Origin of the sequence: Veillonella sp. ZSJB6 (assembly GCF_051549505.1) — a bacterium.
Taxonomy (GTDB): Bacteria; Bacillota; Negativicutes; order Veillonellales; family Veillonellaceae; genus Veillonella.
On sequence record NZ_JBPUGE010000002.1, the window covers coordinates 348,844 to 369,950 of the forward strand.

Here is a 21,107-nt window from a genome sequence, read left to right on the forward strand (position 1 = left end):
TGTAGAGAAATCTACAGGACAAAACTATATAACAATCTATAACACAAAAGCTCTCTATTCAAGAATAGAGAGCTTTTTATGTTCATTACCTTATAGGAAATACCTACCTAGTCCCTGCATATTTCTCATGCATAGCACTAAGTTAAGCATAGACTTACAAGGCTAGTCTATGCTGATAGCATCATGCAAACGGAAGCTATAGATATAACATGCTTTCACAGGCATCCCTGTCAATCGCTGCAAGGCCTCTTTATAGAGATCCATTTGTATTTTATAACGCTTGATGAGGTCTTCCCCAGATTTGACGCGGTCCGTCTTGTAATCTACAAGAACCCACTCACCATCTTCTTCAAAGGCAGTATCGATAATACCTTGGAGGAATAGATTTTCGCCGTCCTCTAAGGTATCATATACGCGTTTCCCTTCAAAAAGCATACTAAACGGCATTTCACGTTCTATGCGCTTCGCATTGATAAGACGCTTCCCAAGGTCAGAACTAAAGAATTTATATAGACTTGTATCGCTTAATAGATTTCGTTCTTCCTCTGTGAAAGTCCCTTTCGTTACGAGTGCATCAAGCTCTTTCGTTAAAGAAGCTTGAGTATACTGCGCAAGAGGAAGCCATTGCATGGCCTCATGCATCAAGGTACCCCATTGAGCCCCTGTCAACACATCCTCTTCGGACTGCAGTGCTTGCGGCTTGCGGCCGAATACGGAATTCGCCAATTCGTCGGATGAAACAGTTACATCTGAAGCCTCCATAATTGGTAAACCAGCAGCATTGGTATTCTTCGCCTCAACATTTGCAGATGATTTTGGATCTAGCTTAATAGCTTGACCTAAGATTGTATCTGAAACGGCTCGTTTAGCCTCTGTATCTACCGTTACAATTGGTTCGTTTAGGGTATCAATAGTGCCTGCTTCAAGTTCCCGTTCTTGGAATCGTCGTTTCAATTCACTGACGGAAATCTTAGCCGTGCGTCGCGTAGCATCGCTGTATGGATAGGTATAGTTGAATCGGTCTTCGATTTCCTGTGGCAATTCTACAGCATTAACTGCTTTCAACTCGCGTACCTTATTGATGGTAGTTTCATCGATATCTGCTTTATAATCGAGATCACCGTAGAGAGAACCATCGTGGACTTCGACCTTGATGCGACATTTTTTATCTGGTAAGTCAAAATAGGTCGGTCCTTCGTACTCAATGGCTACGCGCAATGGATTACCACCGTCCAAATGACGAGCAAAGCCCATAATTAACCATTCTAGATACGTATTAGCTTGAGTGATAATATCCGTAGGTAGTTGTCGACCCTCTACAGAGGCAGAATTCTTAATGAGTTCACCTAATGTATTCAACCCTCCACTAGACTTTTTAAAGCCCTTTACAAAGCCCGTCATGAACAGCTTATCTCGTGCCCGTGTTAACGCCACATAGAGAATACGCTGTTCCTCTGCTTTGAGGGCTGCTTCTTTGACGTCTTTCACGTAGAACCACGGCATAGTTGGGAAGGATACCCGAATATCTGGGAAGTACCCTTTAAGACCAAGTCCTGCATTTTTATCGATGAGGAGTTCTGAACGAAGATCCATCATATTGAACCGTTTTTGAACGCCAGATAAGAATACCACAGGGAACTCAAGGCCCTTACTCTTGTGGATGGTCATGAGGCGCACTACATTGTCCGCTTCGCTTACCACATTGGCAAGGGGCATATCTTGGTTACTATCGCGCAAGCTTTCCACAAAGCGCAAAAATCTAAAGAGTCCACGGAAGCCAGATGCCTCATAGCCCTTAGCTCGGTCGTATAAGGCGAGCACATTCGCGCGGCGCACGAGACCATTTGGCATGGCACCTACATAGTTTACATAGTCTTGAGATTCGTAAATATCCCATAGTAAATCGGTTACACCGTGACGGCGCGACAAGGTACGCCAACGCTCCATATGGTCAATAAAAGCTAATAAGCGTTCATCTTGAGCCTCTTCAGCATAGGCTGGCATGAGAGACCACAGAGAACCCTCTCCAGATAGGCGCAGTGCACCTAGTTCGTTTGCATCAAGACCTACGAGACCAGAGTGCAACACTGCTGCCATCGGCAAGTCTTGTTCCGGATTATCTATGATAGATAACAACGCTAGTAAGAGCTGAATTTCTTGTGCTTCAAAGTAGCCATCTCGTTCGTTTACCACCGCAGGGATACCCGCTTGACGCATGGCCTCTACAGCACGAGTACCCCAACCAGCCAAGGATCTGCGCAAAATAGCAAAGTCACGCCACTCGATTTGACGGAATGTACCATCTGGATTTTGCACCTTCTTCTTAGCACCGTGGATTTCCTTAATCTTTTGAATGATGAAATCTAGCTCACGCTCGTTGTTTTCAGGGTCATCCCCTTCATCTTCATCGCTTTCACTAGCACTGAGGGTATCCTTACTCACATCGAGGAGCTGCAATTCCACATCTCCTCCAACCCAATCCTCAGGCGCATCCTCTACGATACGGCCAGGAATGAGGGATTCTGCCTCAGTATAATTGAGCTCCGCCGCCTCTTCCGTCATGATTTGATAGAACAAGAAGTTCGTAGCGGCCAAAATATTTTCGTGAGATCGGAAATTCTTTGCTAGGTCGATACGGCGTTCTACCGCATCAGTGTCGCCGTAGGTATTGTATTTCTCCATAAACAGAGAACTGTCAGCCATACGGAAGCTATAAATCGCTTGCTTCACGTCCCCTACGTAGAACCGGTTATCGACGCGAGAAATCAAGTTGATAATCGTCTCTTGCACGCCGTTCGTATCTTGGTATTCGTCGACCATGATTTCTTTGAAAGTATCTTGCAACTCCTTTGCCACGTCAGACGGCTGAGGATCATCTTCTGTACCAGGTTCAACAAGAAGGGCTAAACATAAATGCTCCAAGTCACTAAAGTCCATGATGCCTTGCTCTTGCTTCATGTCCCGATACGCCTTATGGAACGCAATGGTGAGCTCCACAAGACCTTCAATAATTGGATATTGGGCCTTGAACTGCTCTTGCAAGGTAGCTTCTGGCACGGTAAACACTGCTGCTTGCATGGCTTTTAGGTCATCCTTATTTTGAGCACCTAAGGATTTAAACTCAGCTACTAATATAGGGTCATAGGATTGAGCCTCTTTTGAACCCATGCGGAACTGATCTTTAATAAAGGTGTCTATATGCTTACACGCTTCGCCCATATCATCCCAGGTTTGAGCATTTGAAAGCATGCCTAGTGCAGCCAATTGGTTATCATATATGTTTTGCCATTTATGAGGCCCCACTGGATCTAGCAAGATTTGTTCCATCCGCTCTAAGCGCTCACGAATGCGGTCTATAACAGCTATATGTTGATCCCACATATATTGGCCCCATAGCGTATCGCTTGGGTTTATTTCCATTGCCTCTTTATAAGGTGCTAATGCTTTACGTAGCCATCCATCAGGATTAGCAAGGGACATAGCGTAGTTATACAAAAACATAATCTTTGCCGTTAAGCCTGCATCAGATTTATCATCGCTGAAAAAGTCCGCCAATTCATAGATATTATAAAGGCCCTCTTCATAGGATTTAGTCAATAAATCGGCTAATACCTCTTGTTGTAAGAGTGCCATTTCTGCTTCGTTACCAATGCGAGCCGTCGGGTTAATATCGAGCTTATAGAAATAAGAACGAATTACCCATTGGCAGAAGGAGTGCAATGTAGAAATATGAGCAGATGGTAAGAGATTAAGCTGTCGTTCAAGACGCTGCTGCATAGCCTCATCATCAGTAGACTCCATGGCTTTTGCCAAGGCAAGCCCAATACGAGCACTCATCTCTTGTGCCGCCGCCTTTGTAAAGGTTACAACCATGAGCTCTTGCACGGATAAAGGATTATCCATATCTTTAAGACGCGTAATGATGCGCTCTACGAGAACAGCTGTTTTACCTGAACCGGCTGCTGCCGCTACCAGCAAGGTTTGATTATCTAAGGACGAATCCTTAGGCGCTATAATGGCAGACTCCTGCTCTGGCGTCCATTTAACACCCATGGTTTTCACCTCCTTCGTTTAGAACCTCTTTCATCCGTTCTAGTGCATCATCTTCGGACAATCTAGATAAGTAATTGTATCGATTACGGCTAGAGTCAAAACGGCATACAGTGTTGTAATCACAGTATGTACAAGGTCTATTCTTATTTAACTGGTACGGCTGAATTGGGAATTGACCATCCCCGATGTTGCGACCGATGTCAGCCATGACGTGGTTGGTATAACGGCACATTACATCAAACTCGCCGGTGTTCTTAACCTTATGTAAATCTCTGCTAGAAATCGTTTGATCCTTTTTCGTAGCAATCGGTACATATGGACCTCGTTTAGAACCGTAGGATAAGAACTTATTGTCTATATGCGTCAATAACTCGATATCATCGGAGAAGTAGCCACTATTATGCCATGCGTCGCTTTCCTTAGCTAAAGCTACTGCATCCTCATAGGATAGAGGCGTACCAGCAGGGATTTTAGGATTCTTCACATAGGAATACACCACAGCCGCAGGAGCCATAGATTGTCCTTGATTGTTACCATAAGCGGATTCTAAGGCCAATAAATATGTCATGAGTTGTAGTTTAAGTCCATAGTACACATCTTGTGCCGTCACATGTGCGCCACCCGATTTGTAATCGATAACCATGCCATAGGTTTGACCATCTCGAGTATATTCATCGATGCGGTCAATTTGACCAATAAGGCGCAAATAACGGTCATCTCCGAGAGGAACGCGAATTGGATCCCAACCACCTTGACGACCAAAATCTTGCTCCAAGTATTTCGTATCAAAATCACTGCGCTTAGACCACTCTACAAGGCGGTCTACCGTCACATGTAATGTTCGTTGTACACGTTGCTCGATTGCCTTTTGGTAGGCATCGCTCGTTTCCTCGCCATTGTGGTTTTCTTGTAAAATTTCTTCCGCTAAAGTACGGCACAAGTTTTGTTGTTCCTCTTCATTGAGATCACGCCATTGTTTATTATTTTCTAGTAGATAATTACCTAAACGCTCTAAATTAGCATGTAAGAATGTACCAATTTCAGGAGCACCAAAAGAACGCACACGACGTGGCTCTAGCTTCAAACCATATTGAGCATAGAACTTGAACGGACATTGTTGGTATCGCTCTAAACGCGTCACAGAACCAGACATGTAGCCTTTAGATAAGAACAATCCATTCACTAAATCCTTTGTAATGACCGGTACATCGTTATTATCTCGAATACCACGAGACACCTCACCTAAACGAGGGCGGTAAGTATCGCTTTCACAAGCCCAGTTATAGAGGCCCCACCATAATGGATTGACCTCATGGCCACTAAAGAGAGCACCCCAACGCTCAGATAATAAGGACAAACTTTGAAGCGGACGCCACACATAGTCAGCCTCTGTATCAGGCTCAATGGATAGGGGAATATCTATAGCCTTACCTACGTATCCAAGGGACTCTAATCGCTTCACTACTAGGGATGGCTCAAGACCGGTCCCATCTTCACCAGAACTTGCATAGGATAAGGTCAACGAATCAGATGCCCGCGTCATAGCTAGGTATAGTAGGAAATTCTCGTTGAAAGCCTTCGGCAAAGCCCCTTCAGCCAAGGTAATGCCTGCATCGGCCAATTCTTGACGTTCCTTATCCTTAATAAGACCTTCATCGCCCATGCTTTGTGGGAAAACACCTTGATTGAGGCCCATGATGAAAACCTGAGGCCACCATTGGCTATAACCACGTTCGATAGTAGTAATCACCACATGGTCCAAGGACGGTGGAATCATGGAATAATTTACGTCGCTCAAGCCTTCTTCGAGGAGTAGCATCATCTCATCTAAGGTCAATACTTCATCCTTCATGACCATAGAGATTTCGTCTATGAAAGAAATAACCGCATTGTACATCTGTTCATGGCTGGCTTTGGACTCTTGATCGCCTACAGTTTCTGCGTCCTTTGCCCATTCATAGAGGCGCTGTGGCACTTGCAAGGTTTCTAATAAACCATAAAGCTGTTCGCCCCATTCTGCCCCTGTATGTCCATCTGTATTGGCAGCAAAGTCAAACCACGGAGATAATATGTCCATAATGGTTTGTCTTGCTTGATTAACACGGGCTCTACGCGGTGCATCAGGCTGGTTTTCTTCATTTTGGCCTTCATGGAAGCCTCGTAAGTACGGCCAGCTTTCACGTTCCCATTTATAATGGTCGATGCCAAACTCGAGCACATAGTTCTCTAATTCATCTACGGCCTCACGAGTAAGAGGCATCAAGTCCGTTTTCAGCAAGAGGAACATGCTATCTCGGCTATAGCTATGGCGCACAATATCAAAGAGAGCCGTCAACAATTCCCCCAACGGATGATTTTTCATAGGTCGTTGACGGTCGATAAAGTGCGGAATACCGTAGCGAGTAAAGACCTTTTCTAAGGTATCTCCGTACGTTTCGGACTCGCGGAGCATGATGCATACATCGCGGTAACGAGCCTCTGGAGAGGACTCTACATAGGCTAAAATACGGCGAGCCACAGCGTCAGCTTCCCGTTCTCTGTTGTAGCCTCTAATGAGCGGTATCGTACTATCTGTAGAGTTTTGCTTGCTAGGGCTAGTAAAGTAATTAGATTCTAATTCTTGTACAATCTGAGGGCCTCGTTTTCCATCAAAGCCAACCCAATTAATACTAGAACCATAACGAGCCACTAGGGTATCATAAATCTCCAAAGGACGACTAAAGAGATGTTCCCCTCGACGAGCGAGATTTAACGCCTTCGGAGCCATCGGTAAGTCGATAGTTATAACTGCTTCCTTCGCCAAATCAAATAAGGTATAAATCAACTCGTAGTGAGTAGGCGTAAACCAATGGAAGCCATCAATAAAGACATGGCTATTCTCCATCAATGGAGATTGAGGCAAGGCCTCGACGATTTCCATAATAGGATCGATGTCACGCTCCCCATGACGGCTGATTTCCTCTTCATAGGCAGCCATACAGATAGCAAGTTCGCGCAATTTCTTTTGTAATACTTTATTTTTTACTGAATCCGCCCCACGTTCTAGGTCATTAGGACCTACGCGGAATGCACGAAACTCAGAAAAGAGTTGTTGCAATACAGAAGAAAACTCAGGACGTTTTGTAGCCTGTTCTAAGAGGCCTAGTTCCTTTTGTTTTCGTTTCATAACAAGGCGCAACAACATAGACCGGCCAAAGCTAGATAAGCTTGATTGACCGGCCCCCTTAGAGCCTATGGATTGATATACTTGGTACCCCAAACGACCAAAGCCCACAACACGAACTGTGGTAAAGCCTTTTTCAGGCATAAACTCAGCAAGCTCCCGTTCTACTCGATACGTAGCTGGTTCAGGAACGAGTAAGATTATAGGTTCCCCTGGACAATCGGTCATAACTTGACGTATCCGTTCATATACGGCACGTGTCTTACCAGATCCTGCTCGTCCATAATAGACGCTAATACTCATGAGACCTCCCTAGTGAAACTTTCACCATCTCAATTTATAGAAATCATAAACTTCATCTTATTTTTAAATTTCTTTTCCTTAGGTATAGATTTAAACTAAATTTTTCGATATAATATATTACTATACTACGTATTATTATATAGTAATATGATATTCTGTGCCTAATTATGGGGTAATTAAAGGCAAATTGTACAATATTTGACTCATTAGATTAAATTTGTTTATAATTAAGAAAATATTTTATATTTTATTTACAATTAACAGAATTTCATATATAATACAGATTAGTATTTGTGTTATTTGTAAAAATCATGTATTTAGGAGTGAACTATTATGAACAAAAAACATTTAGCAGCTGCTTTCGCAGTATTTGCAGCTACAACTATGTCTTTCTCTGCTTTCGCAGCATCTGTTGATGCTAATGCACGTGCTTACGAACGCGCTGCAGCAGAGCAATATACTTACGCAGCACCTCAAGCGGCTACACCAGCTTACCAATCTGGCTACGTAACAAGTGCACCACGCCCTGGTTACAAACCATTACCAGCGGTACCTTACACAGCAGGTGACATGGCTCAACAAATGCCTGTATCTAAAGAATTAGGCGATCCAATCTTCGTAGCACCTGAAACAACAGCTGTAGGTCTTCAAATCATGGACCCTATCGCTACTAACAGCCAACCTGTATACCAAGAAACTGTAACTTCCGTAACAGCTAATGGTAACGGCAGTGCATATGTTTCCCGTTATAAAACTAACCAATTAAACGCATTCGACTTGTTGTTGAACGGCAAATCTTACACTTACGACTTGCCTGCATACACTAACGGCTACCAAGTGAAAACTGCTAGCTCCTACAACCGTGCTGGCGACGGCGTTGCAAATGTATTCTCTACAAACGTAATCACTGAAGCAGTTGTAAACAACAACTCCTTGCGTATCACTGTTAACATGACTCAACCAACAGCTGTAGCAGCTGCTAAATTGCGTTCCATGCAACAAACTGGTCAAGTAGCAGGCGGTGAAGTAGCTGCATTGTTCGCTTACAATGAAAGCTATGATGGTGTAAAACAAGCTGCTCATTACGACGTATTCAACAACGGCAACCGTTACATCGTTGTTAAATCTGGTGCTGTAACAGTTCCAAATGGTGCACAACACCCTTACGCAACTGCATTGTTCGCAGTAACTGACGACACTGTAGCAGCTGTAACAGTATCTGGCAACACTGCTGATACTTACGATTTAGTTAAAGGTACTGCATACGCAATTGCACAATCCGCTCGCGTATCTAACGCACGTACTCGCTAATTCAAACTACAATTCGTTACGAATTAAATATAATGGTGAAAGCTACAAGCCTTCACACATAAAGACTATATAAATCACCAAAGCCCCGAATGAGATATCTCATTCGGGGCTTTTTTATGCATCTTACCAATTGAATTCTTATATTTATTTTTTACGATAATCTTGTAAATACTTCTAACGCTTTATACGCCATCAAACGATAGCCTCTTGCATTAGGATGTACTTCACCGGCAAAGACAATTTGGCCGATTTGATCCGCTTCGTATAATGATGTATAAAAGTCTATAACCTTCAAATCATGCTCTGCAGCATAGGCTTTTAGTTGTTCATTGACCTCTCTCACCACAATGTCGAGTCCATCCATATCACTATCGATTTGTGTTTCTAAACCAATAATAACCTTCCCCTTTGTGCTCGCTAGTTCAATAGCTTTCACCAAGGTCTTGAACACATATGTACTATCTCGACCTTGCAAAATATCATTAGTACCACACATTAAGAAGATATGACGCGTGGAATCAACTACAGCGGTAGGTAGCCATTTTTCAATGTTATAAATCATGCCCTGAACGGAGCATCCGTCTTCACCATAATTTGTAAAATGTACACCCTCTATAGATGCATCACAAATTTCAACCCAACCTTGGCCATAAGGCACATCATAACCGCGGGTAATGCTATCGCCAAAACAGATAATTTCCATATCTAGACCTCCTGTACTATGCATTAATCATATAACAAAATGACAATTATATACAATATACATACTATGGATTTTTATATGCATTTTTTATAGAATTACATGTTTGACTATGGTATACTAATTCCACATAAGAGAGGTCAAAGATGAGAAAACTATATCCCTTTTTAATACTAGCATTAGCAACATTACAATCAGCTAGTGCGATTTCACAATATGAATTAGAGAACAAGCCTACTCAATACCAAGTTGCTTATAATAGCCCTTCGGAGACTGTGTATATCGACTTAAGTACACTTAGCCTAGCACAGTCAGGTCCTACATATAGTACGCTTCACGCTCGTACAATTAGTCTCTATAAAAAGCAGAATATTATTGCTGATTATTCAACTAATTATACATACCATCGTGGTAACACATCTAAAGATATTTACCTCATGGATTGGCATGTAGCACCGGCGAAATTCTACCAAGTAAATGGCGCACCTATAGGAACTGCTAACAATCAGCGTTCTGTTCTATCTACAGGTGCTCACGTCGCTACAAAGGGTTCTCCTGTAGCTGAAATAGGTCAATTTATTTTACATAATGCATTGGAATTAGAGCGTATTACCTATACATCTAAGAACCCATACGTACCACCTCGTCCATATAAACCATTAAGTACACCCGCTCCAACAGAAGGTAGGCCATTATTTGGAGTTCAACCACCAGAAGGTGTCTATAAACCGCTAAACCAATTAGAATCTCCTTATACATCTAATCAACCACGGTTATTTCCTTCTAAATTAGGTATATATGGACCCGTTCCACCACCACCGCCTCAAGGGCCTCGACCTAGTGATTGGATTCTCGACATTCAAAATCAGGACATGCCTGATCCAAATACACCTATGAGTGATTGGAGACCGCAACCTGATTATCATGCACCGCAAAAACCATAATCAAAAAATATAGTTACTCGTAACGTATAAAAAGAGACTGAACTGTCCCCTATTTAGGAGATCTAATTCAGTCTCTTTTGTTTCATATTTTATTTGTTTCCATACAATCAGAGAAACCTATTGTATGATGCTTTCACATTATTTAAGACGTACAAAGAACAATGCAATAGCACCGATAACTGGTGCAATGGCAAGGGTCATCAATGCAGATTGATAACTGCCTGTAGCTGTTAACATGCTACCTAAAATCATAGGTGCCAACATAACGCCGATCTGATTAAACAAGTTTACGAAGCCTGCAGTTGTACCGCGTAAATGAGGTGCTGCGGATTGAATTACGAGAGCATTTGTTAAAGCACTATGCATGAAAGCACCAATACCAAGAATTGGACCTGTTATAAAGAGCATATCTGGATTTGTGGTGCTCGCAAAGAGGATTAATGCTGGTGCAAATAAGAACATAACAAGCGCCACCAAATGGTTCTTCTTAATCGGTAATATATCGGACAAAATACCGATAGTCGGTTTCGCAATAAGCGCGGCTAAACCAAAGGCAGACATTACATGACCTGCATAGATGGCATTAACGCCGAGCTGTTTAACCATGTACAAGTTTGACCATTGCGCCACCGCCCAGGTAGCACCGGTAGCAAAGAAGCCTGCAAAGGCAAGACAACAAATGTTGCGATTCTTCAAAACATGTAACAAGTTTTCCTTTAAAGAAGTCTTTTCCCCTATATGAGCAGATGTAGCACTCACCTCTGCTTCTCGTTGAGCTAAAATCTCAGCACTTGGCTTACGAACCGTAAAGTAGCTAAGAATGAAAACAAGGATTGGTAATACTGCTGTTAAAAGAAATGCATTTTGCCAACCATAATTAGTTGCCACATATGGTGCATAAAGGTTTACAGTAGTCAATCCAAGGGATGTGCAGGACATGAAGATACCCACGGCTGCACCACGTTGATTAGGACCAAAGTAGTCCCCAATAGCACTTAAACAAGATGCTTGTACAGGACCAGATACAATACCTAATAAGAAGCGCAATACCCAGCCATAGGTGTAATTATCGATGGTACTCATCAAGGCTGTAATAACAGCCATCGCAAGCAAGCTAAACAAAATGGTATAACGGTAACCAATGCGATCCGCCAAGATACCACCTGGCAATACCATGATGGCATAGCCCATATAAAAGGCAGATAAATAGGCCGTGCCCATTTGTGGTGTGAAACTCAAAGCTTCATTAACAATAGGCATCAAGGACGCCCAAGATAAGCGCATAACAAAGCTAATCAAAAATGTTAGCCATACGCTGACAAGGATTAAAATCTGAGTTCGTGAGAAACTAAGTCGATTCATACGAGCTCCTTTCTACAGAATAAAAACATATAAAGTAATCATACTATAAATACAGGGTATTTTACAAACTTCAAAGATTAACAAAATACAATAAAAAGCCCTCTAGGCATAACCTAAAGGGCTTTCTAAATTGTGGCGGAGAGGGTGGGATTCGAACCCACGGCCCCTTGCGGAGTCACTGGTTTTCAAGACCAGCTCCTTAAACCACTCGGACACCTCTCCATAACGGTATTATTATATCAGATTGGCCCAATAATAAGCAACAACGTAATATAGGACAAGAAAAAAAGCTGGCCATAAGCCAGCTTTTTCATGTGTATTTGTTGTTAAAGTAATGTTTCAACTACTTACTATTAAATTGAGTATTCAGCTAATAATCAACATTAGAACAAGTCTTTTTTCCACATACCGATAATGGCAATAATAGAGAATACTAATGCAACACCTATAACCTCATAGAATCCATTTGGATCCTCTTGGAATGGCAATGGCACGTTTGTCCCCCACAAGCTAAATACAATGGTTGGAACCGCCATGGCAATCGTTAGGGTTGCCAACATTTTCATAACCAAGTTAAGGTTATTAGAAATGATGGATGTAAAGGCGTTCATCATGTTCATCAAGATATTAGAGTACATTTCAACCATCTCAATGGCCTGTTTATTCTCGATGATAACGTCCTCTAGTAAGTCCTCATCCTCTTCATACATCTTGAGAAGATGTTTATAGGAGCTATGACCACGCAAGCGCAATAGACGCTCCATAACGGTACCATTCGTGCGCAATGCAGAGGTAAAGTATGTCATGGATTTCTGTAATTCCAACAATTGGAAGAAGTCTTTATTCTTTGTAGTATGACGCAATTGAACTTCGATGTCGTCTGTACGACGGTTGATTTGTTGCAAGTAACGCAAGAACATCGTCGCTGTGCGATACAAGATTTGGAACAAGAAACGCGTCTTTTTGTATGTATAGAACGTAGAAATCTGATTAGAAATGAATGGATACAACACTTCAGACTCTTCTAAGCAGATAGTGATAAAGAAGTCTGGCGTCAAGAAAATACCAAGCGGTACTGTATCATACATATCGTTACCGCGGATAACCGGAATATTGATAACGATAAAGATGTAATTATCCTCTAACTCCACGTGAGAACGTTCTTCCATATCGAGAGCGGTCTTTAAAACGTCCGTTGGGATTTCCGTCAAAATATTGATAAGGGATAACTCATCGGGGTCTGGGTTCACCAAATTTACCCAAGAACCTTTTGTGGCATCTGATACAGTGCTATCGGAAACTAACTCTTCTTCTATGTGTTTATACACCGTAATCATGCTATCCCTCCTTCCAACGAACTTATAGTAATCATCTAATAAATTATATACTATTTTATAGCTATTATTCAATTCAATTGTGAAAGTTTTGTGTATCTAGAACATACATATACAGTTTTATGTCTATTTATAATGTACAAATGTATAGAATAAAAGTATCGTAAATGTTTAATTCACACAATAAAATAACCTCTAAGTTAGTCAGTTACTAATCTAGAGGTTATTTATAGTAGTCCTAATCTTTCAGATCAGAAGAATGTAATTTGTTTTATTTCTCTCTGGCTCTATAAACTCTACTTTTACTAATTACGACGCAAGATGCGAATAGAGTTTAAGATACAAAGGATGGATACGCCAGTATCACCGAATACTGCCCACCACATGGATGCGTAGCCCATAAGGCCAAGTGCCATGATAAGGATTTTTACAGCAATAGCGAATACAACGTTTTGCCATGCTACGCGCAATGTCGCTTTAGCCAAGTCAAGGATATGTGCGATAGCAGTTAAGGAAGGACGCATGAACACAACGTCGGCCGCTTCAATAGCCGCATCAGCACCGCTACCCATCGCACCACCAACATCAGCACCTGCAAGTACTGGAGCATCGTTGATGCCGTCGCCTACGAACATAGTGGGACCATATTCAGAGCGAATATCTTGTACAACGGACAATTTATCTTGAGGCAATAACTGAGCACGTACAGCACTTACGCCAGTTTCTTTAGCGATGTAATTTGCACTTGCTTCCGCATCACCGGTAAGCATAACTGTTTTAATATCTTGACCATTAAGATCAGCAATAGCCGCTGCAGAGTCTGGACGAGCTTCATCGGCGATGATGATACGACCAAGGTATGTATTACCTTCTGCCACAAGTACTTCTGTACCATATTCAGCAGCTTCTGTTGGATAGCCTTGAACGTTATAACGTTCCATAAGACGACGGTTACCAACAAGTACTTGTTGACCATCTGCCATACCTACCATACCTTCGCCAGCTAATTCTTGAACGAAATCGGAAGGTTCCACTGTAAGGCCTTGATTTTTTGCTTCAGACACGATGCTTGTTGCAATTGGATGAGTAGATACAGCTTCAATTGCTGCAGCCATAGATAATAATTGGCTGGAGCTTACATGGGACCCAACAGTTTCTACGTTGTGAACTTTAAATTCACCGGATGTGATGGTACCAGTTTTATCAAGAGCTACTGCTTTCACACCTGCCAACGCTTCAATAACGCGGCCACCTTTAAGTAAGATACCGTGTTTAGATGCGTTACCAATACCAGAGAAGAATGCGAGTGGTACGCTAAGCACCAATGCACATGGGCAAGAAATAACGAGGAATGTTAAAGCTGTGTAGATCCATTTATGCCATTCACCTGTAATAAGGGACGGGATGATAGCAACCGCTAAGGAAAGGGCTACAACGATTGGAGTGTAAACACGAGCAAAACGCGTAATGAAGCGGTCGATTTTAGGTTTGGAAGATGCGGCATTTTCAACAGCATCAAGGATTTTAGTAACCATGGATTCTTCAAGAACCTTATCAACACGCATCGTAATGCGACCAGATTCGTTGATGCAACCAGACATGAGTTGAGTGCCAGGTACAGCGCGAACTGGTACAGGCTCACCAGTTACAGGAGCTGTATTAACGCGAGTTTCACCTTCAAGAACTGTACCGTCAAGAGGAATTAAATCGCCAGGACGAACTTCGATAGTCCAGCCTACCTCAACCTTTTCAGGAGCCATAACTACGATTTCACCACCGCAGTCTGTATCTACAACCCGCACCTCTTGAGGACGCATATCGACAGCGTTCATGATTTCTGTACGGCTGCGATCTGTCGCTTTATGTTCAAAGAACTCACCGATACGGTAGAACAAGATAACGCCTACTGCTTCAGGCAATGCATCGATTGCAATAGCGCCCAATGTAGCGATAGACATCAAGAAGTTTTCATCAAATACTTGGCCTTTTAAAATATTACGACCTGCGATACGCAATACTGGGAACGCAAGAAGAATATAGGCAATATAGTAAATTGGAGTTTCGATAGACTCTGGTAAACCGATGGACGGAACAACTGTAGTCAATGCTTCGTAGGCCATAAATAACAAGCCTGCTACGATAACTGCAATTGTTACTGCCTCACTGCCGTGGTCGTGATCATGACCATGGTCATCCATAGCCGCTTTAGATTTACGCTCGTAATCGGCTACGGTTACGCCCTCTTCGATGGAGTCACAAATATCTTGAATATCGCGTTTTAATGCTTCACGGTCTTCCCAAGCACCAGTTAAACGCAATTGATGTGTTGCTACTGTGAAATTAGCAGATTCAATACCATCCATTTTGCGGATGCGATCTTCAATTTTTGCTGCGCAGTTCGCACAGTTCAAATCCTTCAACAACAATGTTTCTTCCATGATATCTCCTTTGATAATAGTTAAAGCTTCTATCCTGTATTGTAAATTAATAGGTAATATTTTTCTAATACTTATTAGACATATCTTATGACATATCTTTTTAGATATCCTCTTAAACTTTTCTTTTTAGATACTTTATATGAATATCTGTTCATATGTTTATTTTATATCGAGTGAGAGTAAAAGTCAATACAAAATTACATTCACCTTATATCAAATTTAATACCTTTATTTCAGATTTTATTCGCTTTATATCTAACGACCTTCACCTTATATCAATTTATGTTCTACCAGGAATTTATGTGCTACATCAGCTGGTAACTGATGCTCTGTTTCAACGGCGTAATTCATCTTTGCCATCTCTTGATCTGTAATTGTATGATTCAAACTTTCTAATACAGTCCGCAATTCAGGATGTGCGATTAATATTTCACTACGCACCACATTGCCAGCCATGTAGGATGGATATAGATGCTTATCATCTTGTAACACCGTAATCGGCGCCACACTGAGCTGACCATCTGTAGTAAATATAGGCATTACATCTACATCACCACGACTAATAGCCGCATACTTAAGACCGATATCCATATCTTTAGTCGCTTTAAATCTCATGTTATATACGCGTTGTAACCCTGCATAGCCATCTTCACGACCAAAGAAATCATATTCACCGCCTAATGTTAAAGATGGTGCTATGCGAGCAAGATCAGAATAGCTTTTTAGCCCATAGGTCTGCGCCAGTTCATTACGCACCCCGATGCCATAGGTATTATTAAATCCGTACATACCGACCCATTCGAAATTGTATTCCTCTTTGTATGCTTGTGAAAGCTCATTAAATAGACTTTCATCATAAGCATCAGTGCGTTTCAATACAGCAGACCATGCGGTCCCCGTATATTCAGGATATATATCAAACTGACCTGTACGCATAGCCGGCTGAATATTGGACGTACCACCACCTACTCCTTCTGTAACCTCTACAGTGAGATTGGTCTTATGCTCGATTAATTCTTTTAACACATTACCTAAAATGAGCTGCTCTGTCATAGGCTTTGTCGCAATATGGATAACATCAGCTTTCACATGACGACAATAGAGAGACCAACCACCAACAGCCATTGCAATTAAGGTCATGGTAGAAAGGAATATAATCGTATACCGTTTCATGTTAGGACTAATGCGCGTCACCCTTTCACCAAGAGAGAAGAGCGCATCCACGACAATCGCTAAGAGTGCAATCAACAAGCTGCCTGCAATAGTCAGTGCACTTTGATTCGTAGTGATTCCTCGATAAATCGCTACGCCTAGACCACCTGCGCCAATAAAGGACGCTATCCCTGTCAAGGCAATAGTCATAACGAGCATAGTCCGTATACCTGCCATAATCGTGGGCATCGCCAAAGGAATCTCTATATTCCACAACCGTTGAAGCCTCGTAAGGCCTAATGCTATGCCCGCTTCGCGCATATCCGATTTAATCTGATTGAGACCGGTAAAAGTATTGCGCACCATCGGCAGTAGTGCATAGATGACTAGTGCGATAACAGCCGTCGTATTGCCAACCCCCGACACATATAATAGGAGACCTAGCATCGATATGGAAGGGATGGTATACAGAAAATTAACGGCCAACATAACTGGCCCTGATAACCGCTTGTACTCATGTATAAGAACACCCAATAATCCCCCTATAATAATAGCGATAATCGACGCCGATAAGGAAATCTCTATATGTTCCCATAACAACTGGAGAAAAAAATCTGAGCGATTAATTAATAATGATATTACTTCATGCATTACATACACCGCCTTTCTCTTGTACGTAATAAAAGCGATTGTATATGCGTCTTACGGCAAATCGCACCCTATAAAACACTCCATTAGAATACGATTAAATCATAGTCCATAATACCATTGTATACTTAATTCCCTCCTAACTCTAGTTACAAGACATACCTAAAAGTAATTACTTAGTCAGGCATATCAAATAACTCTAAACATAAGCCATATTTCAACATAAGTACTTAGGTATCTATATCAGATAACCTAGCTAAGATATATATATAAACATAATTGCTTAGATATCCATATCATACAGGTTAATAGCCTTAATATCTCTAAATGAAATCTCAACCCCCTGTACAACTAGTATTTGTAAGCGCTTATTAATCACATCTACAGGACCGATGATTTCTGTATATTTGTGCTTGTCATAATAAACCACACGCACCCAATCTCCACAGCGTAAAAGCTGCAAGGCTTTATTTACTTCTTCGATTTGATCCTCCGATAGCTCTACTCGACTCTCCTTCGGCCGTGCTACAGCTGATAATAAAGCTTCAAAGCCCTTTAATGCCGCAAAGGGCATAAATTGTTTTGCCCGTTGTAAACGAGACATACGATGCTTCATTAATTTATTCTCCATTATGACCACCTACCAAGGTATTTCTAAAGCGCATAGTTCCTTCCTCTTGCAAGCTAGAGGCACGCAAAATGGAGTTCTTACCAAACTGTTCCTTAATAGATAACATCGCCTCATGGACTTGCCGCTCCTTTTCTTCTTCGTCTGTCGCAAGGGAGCTAAATAAATCTACTTCCTGAGGAATAGCAGAGCGATTGACCAAGTCCTCAAAGCTCACGCCCAGACGCCGTATAGGCTCATTTTTATGACAATGTTGTTCATATAATTTAATCACCGCTGTCGTTAATGTTTGCAATGAATCTGTATACTGTTTAAGCTTTTTAGAGCCCCCTGTGGAGCGCACCATATCGTCCGCATAACCGATGTGAACGTGAATATGGTTCGTAACCCCTTTAATTTGTAACAGCTCTAATACCAAGGACTCTACCATTTCACGCATAGGCACATAGGTCTCTTCATAAGAATAATTGCGCAATAAAATTTGACTATGCGAGATAGAGTGCTTAATAGGACGATATGCATGGATATCTGCAATCGTACACGGCTCACGACCCCAAGCATGATCGATAATAAGCTCTGCATTAACGCCAAACTCCTTATATAGCTTTGCTTCAGGAACCATAGTAATTCCATGTAAATCATAGGCTCCATACTTGTGCAAACGATTGGCTATGCCCTTCCCAATCTGCCATATATCGGTCAACGGCTGATGATACCAAATTTTCTCTTTAAAGAGGCTTTCATCAAGATACCCTATAAAATCAGGTGCATGTTTTGCGAGGATATCGAGGGCAATTTTGGCGAGAAATAAATTCGTTCCAATCCCAACAGTAGCATAAATGTTAGTCGCCTTGAGCACTGCATCAAGTAACATCTGCGCTAGCTCACGAGGCGTTTTCTTGTAAAGTGGCAAGTAGGGGGTGATATCAATGAAATACTCATCGATAGAGTACACATGCACATCCTCCGGTGCCACATACTTGAGCAAGGTCCCATAAATCTCAGCTGATGCTTGCATATACCGCTTCATATGAGGCTTCACCGTTAAATATTCAATATGTGGAGGAATCTCAAAAAGACGACTGCGATTCTTAATACCTAACTTTTTTAAGGCCGGTGAAATAGCCAATGTAATAGCCCCTTTGCCACGAGACCCATCAGCCACCACCAAAGGCGTCGTAAACGGATCCAGCCCCAAATCGGCGCACTCCACAGACGCGTAAAAACTCTTCAAATCAATGCACATATACATTCGATCCGTATCAGCTGAACCCATACAAACACCTCCTTAAACCGCTAAATCACTAGATTTTACAAGAATCACAAGAAGAATAATTTCTATGATTAGTATAACAAAAATACTGAGTATTTTCAAACATATGTTTGTTATTATATCAGTAAATTTTGAACATAAAAAATAAAAAGAGTACCTACTATTAGACATCAAATCTAATAGTAGGTACTCTTAAGTACGTGTATAATCTAACCCAAAACTTCTATTTCCATTTCTCCAAACAATACAACGAAAACTATCGAGTGCCACTATATTGATGGGACACCTTCATATCTACAGTGATAAAAAGAAAGGACTATACTTATGCAGCGACATCAGGTCACGAGGAGCAAAGAAGTATAGTCCTTTCTTTTTAATTAAAATGTAGCTATGTCACGGGGCCCCATCAATATAGACCCCCCCACGATAGTTTTCATTATCGTTCCGGCCCCATATCTCGGAATTCCACGTCTCTAAATTGTGTTAATTCTCCAATGAATTGGAGTTCCACAGTGCCGACGGAACCATTACGGTGTTTACGAATGAGGACTTCTGCATTGTCCCCTTTTTCGGAGTTTTCATCGTAATATTTATCGCGGTACAAGAAGATAACGATATCCGCATCTTGTTCAAGGGAACCAGATTCACGAAGGTCAGAAAGTACTGGCCGTTTATCTGGTCTACTTTCAACACTACGAGACAACTGAGATAAGGCGATGAGCGGAACGTTGAACTCACGGGCGATCAATTTGAGGTTACGAGAGATTTCAGATACCTCTTGTTGACGGTTCTCGCTGCCCTTGCCACCGTTGCGGCCTTGCATCAACTGAATATAGTCGACGATAACGAGATCGAGACCATGTTCTACCTTAAGGCGACGCAGTTTAGAACGCATATCTTGTACGGTAAGGCCCGGCGTATCATCGATAAAGAGCTTGGATTTACTCATGCGATCCGCTGCAGCGATAACCTTTTCCCAGTCAGCAGGATCCATGTTCGCACGGCGCAACTTTTCAGAGCTTACACCTGCCACGGAGGAGAGGATACGACCAACGAGCTGTTCCTTGCCCATTTCTAGGGAGAAGAAAGCTACCGTCTTGTCGTATAACATCGTTACATTTTGAGCAATGTTCAAGGTGAAAGCCGTTTTCCCCATTGCAGGACGAGCCGCTACGAGAATGAGGTCAGATTTTTGCAGACCATTGAAGACATGGTCCACATCCTTAAAGCCTGTTGGAACGCCTGTAATAGCACCATCATGCTGTTGCAATGCGTTTAACTTATCTAAGTTAGATAATACTACCTCACCAATAGGCGCAAAAGAAGATTCAGACTGTGTTTGACCACTTACGTCTAGTACCATTTGCTCTGCCTTGTTAAGAATAGCCGTTGGCTCATCTTCACCAGCATACGTCATGCCTACGATTTTATTCCCTGCATCGATGAGGCGGCGTAACTGAGCTTTCTCGCTGATGATTTTCGCATGTTCCTCTACATTGTAGGACACAGATTCATTGGCGAGAGATGTAATATAAGCAAGACCACCTACCGCATCGAGGCGCTTACGACGATCTAACTCTTCACCAACAGTGATGAAGTCCGCCGTCTTATTAGCATGCACAATTTCTAAGATGGCATCATAAATAATACGATGCGCATCACGGTAAAAGTCTTCAGATTTTAGAATACTCGTTACGGTATCAACAACAGCACCCGAGTTGGATCCATTCGTTAATAAAGCCCCCAAAACGGCCTTTTCCGCATCTAAATTATGCGGTGGAATGCGTACATCCATGAT

The 21,107-nt window shown here is 42.0% G+C and carries 12 protein-coding genes and 1 tRNA gene; 2 read left to right on the forward strand and 11 right to left on the reverse strand.

What is annotated here, in order from left to right; genetic code table 11:
- Positions 1-162: 162 nt before the first annotated feature.
- Both addA and ACSV5T_RS04290 read right to left on the reverse strand, forming a co-directional pair.
- The gene (addA, locus tag ACSV5T_RS04285; protein ID WP_438320359.1) at positions 163-4,053 is read right to left on the reverse strand and encodes a helicase-exonuclease AddAB subunit AddA; all 3,891 of its coding nucleotides are present in this window, start codon (positions 4,051-4,053) and stop codon (positions 163-165) included.
- Positions 4,043-7,519, reverse strand: a complete 3,477-nt coding sequence (locus ACSV5T_RS04290) for a PD-(D/E)XK nuclease family protein (RefSeq protein ID WP_438320360.1) — start codon at positions 7,517-7,519, stop codon at positions 4,043-4,045. The genes addA and ACSV5T_RS04290 overlap by 11 nt, the downstream gene beginning before the upstream one ends.
- 333 nt (positions 7,520-7,852) lie before the next feature.
- Between ACSV5T_RS04290 and ACSV5T_RS04295 the strand changes: the two genes are divergently transcribed.
- Positions 7,853-8,830: a hypothetical protein gene (locus tag ACSV5T_RS04295; RefSeq protein ID WP_105093665.1), complete on the forward strand. Its 978-nt coding sequence runs from the start codon at positions 7,853-7,855 to the stop codon at positions 8,828-8,830.
- A 151-nt stretch (positions 8,831-8,981) separates the two neighbouring features.
- Here ACSV5T_RS04295 and ACSV5T_RS04300 read toward each other — a convergent pair whose 3' ends face one another.
- Positions 8,982-9,533 carry an SGNH/GDSL hydrolase family protein gene (locus tag ACSV5T_RS04300; protein WP_316110083.1) on the reverse strand — a complete coding sequence of 184 codons (552 nt, stop codon included), beginning with the start codon at positions 9,531-9,533 and terminating at the stop codon, positions 8,982-8,984.
- Between the two features lie 143 nt (positions 9,534-9,676).
- Here ACSV5T_RS04300 and ACSV5T_RS04305 point away from each other — a divergent pair, with 143 nt between their 5' ends.
- A complete protein-coding gene (locus ACSV5T_RS04305; protein WP_438320361.1) occupies positions 9,677-10,474 on the forward strand; it encodes a hypothetical protein in 798 nt (265 codons plus the stop codon).
- Positions 10,475-10,612: 138 nt separating this feature from the next.
- Here the strand turns inward: ACSV5T_RS04305 and ACSV5T_RS04310 are convergent, their stop codons facing one another.
- The 8 genes from ACSV5T_RS04310 to dnaB form a co-directional block, all read right to left on the reverse strand.
- Positions 10,613-11,836, reverse strand: a complete 1,224-nt coding sequence (locus ACSV5T_RS04310; protein ID WP_438320362.1) for an MFS transporter — start codon at positions 11,834-11,836, stop codon at positions 10,613-10,615.
- A gap of 133 nt (positions 11,837-11,969) precedes the next feature.
- Positions 11,970-12,058, reverse strand: a tRNA-Ser gene (locus ACSV5T_RS04315).
- Between the two features lie 161 nt (positions 12,059-12,219).
- Entirely contained in the window at positions 12,220-13,173 is a 954-nt protein-coding gene (locus ACSV5T_RS04320; protein WP_295991500.1) for a magnesium transporter CorA family protein, read from the reverse strand.
- A 302-nt stretch (positions 13,174-13,475) separates the two neighbouring features.
- Positions 13,476-15,608 (reverse strand): heavy metal translocating P-type ATPase, encoded by a 2,133-nt coding sequence (locus ACSV5T_RS04325; protein WP_438320363.1) that lies wholly within the window; start codon positions 15,606-15,608, stop codon positions 13,476-13,478.
- A gap of 270 nt (positions 15,609-15,878) precedes the next feature.
- Positions 15,879-17,411, reverse strand: coding sequence for an ABC transporter permease/substrate-binding protein (locus tag ACSV5T_RS04330; RefSeq protein ID WP_438320364.1), 1,533 nt, complete (start codon positions 17,409-17,411; stop codon positions 15,879-15,881).
- 280 nt (positions 17,412-17,691) lie between these two features.
- Positions 17,692-18,024 (reverse strand): YolD-like family protein, encoded by a 333-nt coding sequence (locus ACSV5T_RS04335; RefSeq protein WP_039969300.1) that lies wholly within the window; start codon positions 18,022-18,024, stop codon positions 17,692-17,694.
- Between the two features lie 4 nt (positions 18,025-18,028).
- Entirely contained in the window at positions 18,029-19,312 is a 1,284-nt protein-coding gene (locus ACSV5T_RS04340) for a DinB/UmuC family translesion DNA polymerase (protein WP_438320365.1), read from the reverse strand.
- A 433-nt stretch (positions 19,313-19,745) separates the two neighbouring features.
- Positions 19,746-21,104, reverse strand: a complete 1,359-nt coding sequence (gene dnaB / locus ACSV5T_RS04345) for a replicative DNA helicase (protein ID WP_438320385.1) — start codon at positions 21,102-21,104, stop codon at positions 19,746-19,748.
- Positions 21,105-21,107: the final 3 nt, after the last annotated feature.

Bases quoted from the DNA above. Each gene is read 5' to 3' on its own strand.
- addA (WP_438320359.1), bottom strand. From the start codon at position 4,053: ATGGGTGTTAAATGGACGCCAGAGCAGGAGTCTGCCATTATAGCGCCT.
- ACSV5T_RS04290 (WP_438320360.1), bottom strand. From the start codon at position 7,519: ATGAGTATTAGCGTCTATTATGGACGAGCAGGATCTGGTAAGACACGT.
- ACSV5T_RS04295 (WP_105093665.1), top strand. From the start codon at position 7,853: ATGAACAAAAAACATTTAGCAGCTGCTTTCGCAGTATTTGCAGCTACA.
- ACSV5T_RS04300 (WP_316110083.1), bottom strand. From the start codon at position 9,533: ATGGAAATTATCTGTTTTGGCGATAGCATTACCCGCGGTTATGATGTG.
- ACSV5T_RS04305 (WP_438320361.1), top strand. From the start codon at position 9,677: ATGAGAAAACTATATCCCTTTTTAATACTAGCATTAGCAACATTACAA.
- ACSV5T_RS04310 (WP_438320362.1), bottom strand. From the start codon at position 11,836: ATGAATCGACTTAGTTTCTCACGAACTCAGATTTTAATCCTTGTCAGC.
- ACSV5T_RS04320 (WP_295991500.1), bottom strand. From the start codon at position 13,173: ATGATTACGGTGTATAAACACATAGAAGAAGAGTTAGTTTCCGATAGC.
- ACSV5T_RS04325 (WP_438320363.1), bottom strand. From the start codon at position 15,608: ATGGAAGAAACATTGTTGTTGAAGGATTTGAACTGTGCGAACTGCGCA.
- ACSV5T_RS04330 (WP_438320364.1), bottom strand. From the start codon at position 17,411: ATGCATGAAGTAATATCATTATTAATTAATCGCTCAGATTTTTTTCTC.
- ACSV5T_RS04335 (WP_039969300.1), bottom strand. From the start codon at position 18,024: ATGAAGCATCGTATGTCTCGTTTACAACGGGCAAAACAATTTATGCCC.
- ACSV5T_RS04340 (WP_438320365.1), bottom strand. From the start codon at position 19,312: ATGGGTTCAGCTGATACGGATCGAATGTATATGTGCATTGATTTGAAG.
- dnaB (WP_438320385.1), bottom strand. From the start codon at position 21,104: ATGGATGTACGCATTCCACCGCATAATTTAGATGCGGAAAAGGCCGTT.